The 6,628-nt window shown below is 58.6% G+C and carries 5 protein-coding genes; 1 reads left to right on the forward strand and 4 read right to left on the reverse strand.

The window, feature by feature from the left end; all coding sequences use genetic code 11:
- Positions 1-129: 129 nt before the first annotated feature.
- Positions 130-804 (forward strand): helix-turn-helix domain-containing protein, encoded by a 675-nt coding sequence (locus tag AC1DXO_RS23210; RefSeq protein ID WP_476980582.1) that lies wholly within the window; start codon positions 130-132, stop codon positions 802-804.
- A gap of 13 nt (positions 805-817) precedes the next feature.
- On the opposite strand, the gene AC1DXO_RS23215 is transcribed toward AC1DXO_RS23210, so the two are convergent.
- From AC1DXO_RS23215 to AC1DXO_RS23230, 4 genes are all read right to left on the reverse strand, one after another.
- Positions 818-1,888 carry a winged helix DNA-binding domain-containing protein gene (locus AC1DXO_RS23215; RefSeq protein ID WP_476980583.1) on the reverse strand — a complete coding sequence of 357 codons (1,071 nt, stop codon included), beginning with the start codon at positions 1,886-1,888 and terminating at the stop codon, positions 818-820.
- 57 nt (positions 1,889-1,945) lie between these two features.
- The gene (locus tag AC1DXO_RS23220; RefSeq protein WP_476980584.1) at positions 1,946-3,106 is read right to left on the reverse strand and encodes an epoxide hydrolase family protein; all 1,161 of its coding nucleotides are present in this window, start codon (positions 3,104-3,106) and stop codon (positions 1,946-1,948) included.
- A gap of 471 nt (positions 3,107-3,577) precedes the next feature.
- Positions 3,578-5,482: an NPCBM/NEW2 domain-containing protein gene (locus AC1DXO_RS23225; protein WP_476980585.1), complete on the reverse strand. Its 1,905-nt coding sequence runs from the start codon at positions 5,480-5,482 to the stop codon at positions 3,578-3,580.
- Positions 5,483-5,527: 45 nt separating this feature from the next.
- Entirely contained in the window at positions 5,528-6,031 is a 504-nt protein-coding gene (locus AC1DXO_RS23230) for a hypothetical protein (protein ID WP_476980586.1), read from the reverse strand.
- Positions 6,032-6,628: the final 597 nt, after the last annotated feature.

Below are 6,628 nucleotides of genomic sequence, written 5' to 3' on the forward strand. Positions count from 1 at the left end.
CGTAGAGCAGCCTTCAAAGAGACAGTGAAAGCCCACAATACCAAGATGCGGTAAAGAAAGCTTTGAGCCAGGTCAGAATTCGCTGTCTAACGGATGCTTACTGCAGACCTTACCGACGACACCCGGATCATGACCCAAAAGCACTCACGACGTAGTTCTTTCCATCCCTTTATCGACACGGTTTGGCAAACCGTGTGCCTGACAGACGGTATCTATAAGGCAACACCCGACGGGTCATGGGACCTCATCTTCAGGGTGACGCCCGACAAGCCACCAGTTATCTTCCTGACCGGACAAGGAAAGGAACCGGTCGATGTTCCTTATACAGCCGGCGAGTACGCAGTGGTCATCTCATTTTCTGCGCATGTATATGTAACGCAGGATAAGCTAACGGGCACCAATGCTGGATTGCGATTTCTACCCATGGACGAGGACAGTTTTGTACTTAATGGCGTGGAACTCCCATTGCCTACCTTTCTGAATGCGGAACAACTCACCGATAAGATGCTCGAAGCCAATCTCTTGCAATCGGATGACCTGGTCGCCAAGGCCTTCACCGCGAATCCAAAGGCAGCGTCGAAGCGATCCGTCCAGGAACACTTCAAGAGGGTCACAGGCATTACGCAACAGGATTTTCAGTTGATACGCCGGGCGCAAGAGGCGGTGCGCCGGCTGAAGGCCGGCGACAAGCCGGCGGCCGTTGCGGTCGACCTCGGTTACACGGATCAACCGCACATGACCAAATCCATCAAGAAAATCATGGGGTATTTGCCCTCGAACCTCGAGGCCGTTCACAAGATCTGACATTCCCCCATGGTCAGGCCGTGGCAATCGGCATGCCCAGGAATTGAGCAAGCCGTGCGATTTCGGCATCAACCAGCGTTCTGTCGCGGACGTCCACTCCGGACGAGAATTCAAGGGTGGCGCGGCCGGATTTTGCTCCGAGAGTCTTTTTCCAAGCGCCGGCGAGACGACCGTTCAGCAGGATCGTGCGGCCGAAAAGCGTGAGCGCCGTGTTTGGAGCGCCTGTTTGAAGATCGTAGGCCGAGCGATCCTTGTAGCCGACCAGGATTTCATCGAAGGGAGACAGGAGACGCAGCACGTCGCCGTCAGGATATGTGTCTGGCTGGCTTTCAACATGCGACAGGAACGGCACGCCATTCAAAATGCGCTCGTGTAGTACGTCGCTCGCCAACCGGATCGCCTCACGCGCCACGGTCAGTGTAAGCCCGGACCACCAGGCGAAATCCGCCTCCGTAGCCGGGCCATGGCTGCGGAAGTAGCGCACCGCCAAGGTCTTCAGCGCCATATCGCGGTCGAGCGCATTGGACTTTGCCGGCGCCAGCCAGCAGTCAAGGAGGGCGAAGGTCGGTTGTTTGCCGCGATGGGTAGCCAAGCAGATCAAACCCGATTGGGCCCAGAAGGTGAGGATCTGAATCCCCACGCCCTTGCCTGTAGGAATTCCGTCCTGCTCAAATTTTGCATATATTTCGGACCTGGTCAGCGGACCGTCGCTCAGAGTGGCTTCGAGTATCTTGCGGGCGCTATCAAGGGTGGTTTGACCGTGTCCAAGCGCACGAAGTAGCGAACGGACGCGGTCATTTTCGCGCGCACCGGTCAGGGCGAGCATCCAGCGCAGATCAGCTGCCGGCACGAAGTGGATCGTGCCACGCATGGGCCAGGTGCGGACGATCTGCTTGTCCGCAATGGCACGGGTAACCTCTTCAGCGGTCAAACTTGCCGATCGCTGCCCGATCGCCCATAGCGCGGCGCCGAAATCCTGAGCTTGAACCGCGCCGAACCACTCGACAACCTGCGAAGCGGAGACAGGCTGGGCGCCGGTCAGGCGTTGGTGATGGCAACGTATTTGTGCAATATCGAATGACATTCGAAAGGGCCTTTACGCTGGTGTCTGCGAACTTATTGGCGATGAACCGTGGAGGATCTACCCCCTGAGAGTCGAAAAGAACAGGCGCAGATCGGCGACAAGCACATCGGGCAATTCCATCGCCGGGAAATGACCGCCATCGGAGCGGGAGGTCCAATGGGTCAGCGCGTTTTGCGGGTCGAGAAGTGGGCGTGTCAAGTCGTCAGAGTTGAACGCGATCACACCTTTTGGGGTGCCGGTCTGCACGCCCCAGCCCATTGCCCTGAAACTCTCCCAGATGGCATGCGCGGATCCTGCACCTCCACCGCCGAACCAGTAGGTCGACGCGATTGCCAGGAACTGGTCGAGGTCGACGGCGTCTTCAATGAGCGCCTTGTTCGGATCCGTCCATGCCGCGAATTTTTCCGCAATCCATGCGAGCTGGCCAGTTGGAGAATCATGTAGCGCGAAGCCGAGCGTTTTGGGTCGCGATGATTGAATCGCGAGATATCCGTTGCGGTTATCCATGCCTGCAAACCGATGGGCAAGATCAGCTTTCTGCGCTTCACTGAGATCGCCTCGCGCCATGGCGGCATCTTTCATGAACGAGGCAACGGCGACCGCAGTATCGCTGTCCGTGCCGGTGTGAAGGCCGATGACACGCCCCGCCGCGCGTGTATCGAGCTCGCCCGCTACGCCCGCCCCCATGTCGGTTCCATGAACGGCGAAACGTTCGTAACCCAGTGCCGAGACAAGCGAGAGGACCGCCTCGGCGACCTTGCCCATGTTCCAACCCGGGGTCGTTGCGGCCGGCGACAGCCCGAAACCCGGCATTGTTGGTGCAATAACATGGAAGGCATCGGAAGCTTTGCCACCATGCGCAACAGGGTTCGCGAGCACGTCAAAAATCTTCAAATACTCCAATCCGCAACTCGGCCAGCCGTGCAGCAGAACAAGCGGTACCGCATCGGTTTCGGGCGAACGGACATGGAAGGCGTGGAAGTCCTGGTGCTCGTGAGTGAAGAGAACCTGGTCGAAACGATTGATGGCCGCTTCATGTTTGGCCCAATCAAATGTGGCCCACCGGTCAGAGAGCTGACGAAGATAGCTGCCGGGTATCCCACGTTCCCAGCTATCGCCATCGGGTTCAAGCGGCCAGCGTGCTCGGTCAAGACGGGTCTTCAGATCGGCAATCTGCGTTTCCGAGATCGAAACGCTGAACGGTGCGGGCTTTGTCATGGCCATGGTCTCCTTGGGATGGACAAATGAGGCGCTGATGCCGGACACGAAAGCTGTCGAGACTATGGACCTTGTAAACTGGCGGCGGTTCATCGGGCTCTGACCTCTTTTTCGATGCACACACCATAGAGTCGGAGATCTCAGGGCTATTGTAAAAATACGCAGAATTTGTCGGTCGAGCGGCTAGGTGGCTGACGAGCAAGAACGGGATATGAGGCGTTGCCTTCTAGGGCGAGCGGGCCACAAACCGCGAAGCTCTCGTGATCAAGAGGCGACGGATCGGCCGAGGCAACCGCACATCTGCTGTTGGATCAGGTTGGAACTAGTCAGGCGGCTGGAACCGCTCAACGTTAAAAGACATTCAAACTATGGATGGAAGGGCAAACTATGGAGAGAAGGGCCTTGCGCCAGTGTCCGCGGGCAATGTCGCATGAGCGTCGCTTTGGCTACGGTTATGTCAAGGCCGATAGTTCAGTGCATCACGGCGGCATTTCCCCAAGTCACGATTAGAGGAAGATCGGTGCTCCGGTTGTCGGCGCGGGCCACCAGCTCGATGACGCTGACACCCGTGACATCCACGCTCAGCCGCGCCGCCGGCCTGCCGTATTGCCCCGTCGCTTCACCCAGCAGTTTGCCGTCGCCATAGACCAGGAACACCACTGTGTCCTTCAGGTCGCGGGTCGTATCGTCGACCCCGACGTCGGCTTCAAAATGGTTGAAGCCGCGATTTTTCACCTCCATGCGCGATCCTGCCAGAATGCCGATTCCGGACAAAAAGGCCTGCCCGTCGATTCGCAGGTTTTGATCGTAAGGCGTGGAATCGGCCTGCGCCCCACCCCATCCGGTATAGGCCGCCCGCGTGCCGCCGCCGTGGCTGCCTCCCCAGGGGCTCAACATGCGATGAACCATGGGATCGGGCTCAGGCACGATCACGCCGTCGGCGGCAATATGGATGCTGCCCGGCATTTCCGACAGATAGAGGCCGTTGGCAAGTTGCCGCGCGCCCTTGGCTTCGAAGACCAGGGTGTCGCGCGGCGCCACCTTAAAGGTCGTCTCGTCCGAAAAAGTCTGGATCGTTTTCGACCACAGGTCGGTCAAGGTAATCTCGCCGGTCATCTTAAGATGATCCTTGGTCAGGGCGACCGAAGCCGGCGCCAGGCCGCGGTTGAATATGGCCACCGCCTTGTCGCCGTTACTCAGGGTCTTGACGAATATTTCGACATCGTCCGACATATATTCCAGCACCGCCTGGTTGCCGGCGGGATCCTGGTTCAATCTTACGATATCGGCATTGCCCCAGATATCCATCAGCGATTTCGGCGCCTTGCGCAGATCGTAGCCGATAATGAGCGGCGCATTGATCATGGCCCACAGCGAGAAATGCGAACGCGCTTCGGTCAGGTGGTTTTCGTCGAAATCGCCATGGCCGACTTCCAGCATGTCCGGATCGTTCCAGGCGCCGGGATGGGCGTAAAGGGCGCGCGTCGCGGCGCTGTCGAAGGTATGCAGCATGCGCGTCCAGTCGGGCGTAATGTCCTGGCTGGTGCGCCACATATTGCCGACCTCCTGGCCCCACGAACGAACATCGGCAGTGCCCCAATTGCATAGCGACAGGACGAAATCGTTGTCCGGATCGCTCTTGGCCAGGGCATCGGTGACGCTTTGGTACAGCGCCCTGACTTGGGTAATGTCGGTGCGGTTGATGGCGTTCTGGTCGATGATCGGCGGAAAGCCGCGATAGCCCTGGGCCTTGATGACGGCCTCGTCGGGGCCGTAATAGTTGAGGCCGCAGGCGTCGATCTTTATATAATCGAAGCCCCATTGACGGAAATACAGGTCGATATCCTGATCGACATGGCCGTAGAGACCGACTTCGCGTTCGGCAGTCGTGCCCACCGGCAGGCTCGGGGAGGTCAGGTTGAAGCGCTGAGAACAGGCATTGCGGCCCATATCGCTGTAGATTCCGGCCTTCAGCCCCATGGCATGGAGCCGGTCGGTGAAGGGTTTGAAGCTGCTGTCGCCGCTCACCTTGGCCGATGGGAACAATTCGGTGCGGATCTGCATCCGTCCGTCCGGGGCGCGGCGCTTCAGCCACCAGCCGTCATCGATATTGACATAGACATAGCCCAGTTTCGCCAATCTCGTGTCGACAAGGGCCTGGGCCGCGCTGAGCACTTTTGCCTCGTCGACCTCGACGCCGTAGGCGTTATAGGAATTCCAGCCCATGGGCGGGGTCAGTGCCCGACCGTGGGGATTGGCTGTCCATTTTCCCGTCGGCGCTAAAGGATCTGGGGAAAGAGAATCGGCAAAAGCGGCGGTCCCGCCGGCGAAGAGGAGTGCCGCCGCGGCAACAAAGAGCGTGGTCAACCTGGCCATCGTATGTCCTGATTATAATCCGTTGGTTAAGGCCTCGCGGAGCCTCTACTGCAGTTTGATCCTGGTGATATAGTAGGGCTTATACGCATCGCCTCCGGCCTGGAAGATGACGTCGGTAATGGTTTGGTTGTCGCCGCCGAGATCCCTTAACGGCACCTCCACCGTGTCCCAGGTTTTCACCTTGGGTTGGATGGTAAAGGTCGAGGGCTGCGACACCCCGTCCGAGGTCCGGATGTGGACGGTCAGACTTTGTCCGCCGTCGAGCCCGCCATTGATATAGAAGGTCAGCTTGGTATAGCCCGCGGTCGATACGGGATCGTGATGCAGTTGCAAGGCCGACCAGGGCGCGCCTTCGATCTTGATGGGCTTTACCGCGCCGGCAGGCGCCTGCAGGGTGTTGGTCGTGCCCCAGCTCCAGTCCTGCCAGCCGTTTTGCAGACCGTCGTCATAAAGGACCATGGGCGCGGGCGCCGTTTGGGCAAGCAATGGGGCCGCAACAGCGAGGCCGGCCGCGACCATGCAGGCGAGAAAGATTCGACGTGAAGACATAACAACTCCCTGGGCTTATTTTTTGTTTAGCCAAGTGTAGGTGAAATAGTCGGACAAAAACAAGGTGGCGCAAGGTAGCGCTCCCATGATTTGGAATTTGTGTGACTTATTTGCGTGGCGAAAGGGCCAGCGATGCCCAGAACCTTCAATCTGGATCAATTCGCTCACACAATCGCGCCGGCATGCGTTCAAGATCGACGTCGCGTATGATCTCCAGCTTATCCAGTTCCGCATCGCTCAAAGTCAGCACCCGCATGGCCTCTGCCTCCACATGGCCAAATCCGATCAGGGGAGACTGTGACGACTTATTTGCAGAGGACTGACATTTGCATTTTGCGGCTACACACATTGTCTAGGCCGATTAGAGATGTCGCAGTTTGTGCCAGATAGAAGTGTCAGTGGCACCGACGGTGGGGTCGGGCGGCGGGGGCGCGAAGCCTTCAAATCGCGCAGAGCCCAACCGCCGACCGATGCACTGGTCGCTCAGCTTCGTCTTCCGAGTGCGCCGTCAGGCGCGCGAGGCACGTAGGACACCTGCTGGGGGAGCCGTTCGGAATCCTGTGAAGATGGATTGTGGACACTATCGAGGGAGCAGAG

The sequence above is a fragment of the Asticcacaulis sp. P2_C5 genome, assembly GCF_056404555.1.

Excerpts from the sequence above, each read along its gene's own strand:
- AC1DXO_RS23210 (WP_476980582.1), top strand. The coding sequence starts at position 130 with ATGACCCAAAAGCACTCACGACGTAGTTCTTTCCATCCCTTTATCGAC.
- AC1DXO_RS23215 (WP_476980583.1), bottom strand. The coding sequence starts at position 1,888 with ATGTCATTCGATATTGCACAAATACGTTGCCATCACCAACGCCTGACC.
- AC1DXO_RS23220 (WP_476980584.1), bottom strand. The coding sequence starts at position 3,106 with ATGACAAAGCCCGCACCGTTCAGCGTTTCGATCTCGGAAACGCAGATT.
- AC1DXO_RS23225 (WP_476980585.1), bottom strand. The coding sequence starts at position 5,482 with ATGGCCAGGTTGACCACGCTCTTTGTTGCCGCGGCGGCACTCCTCTTC.
- AC1DXO_RS23230 (WP_476980586.1), bottom strand. The coding sequence starts at position 6,031 with ATGTCTTCACGTCGAATCTTTCTCGCCTGCATGGTCGCGGCCGGCCTC.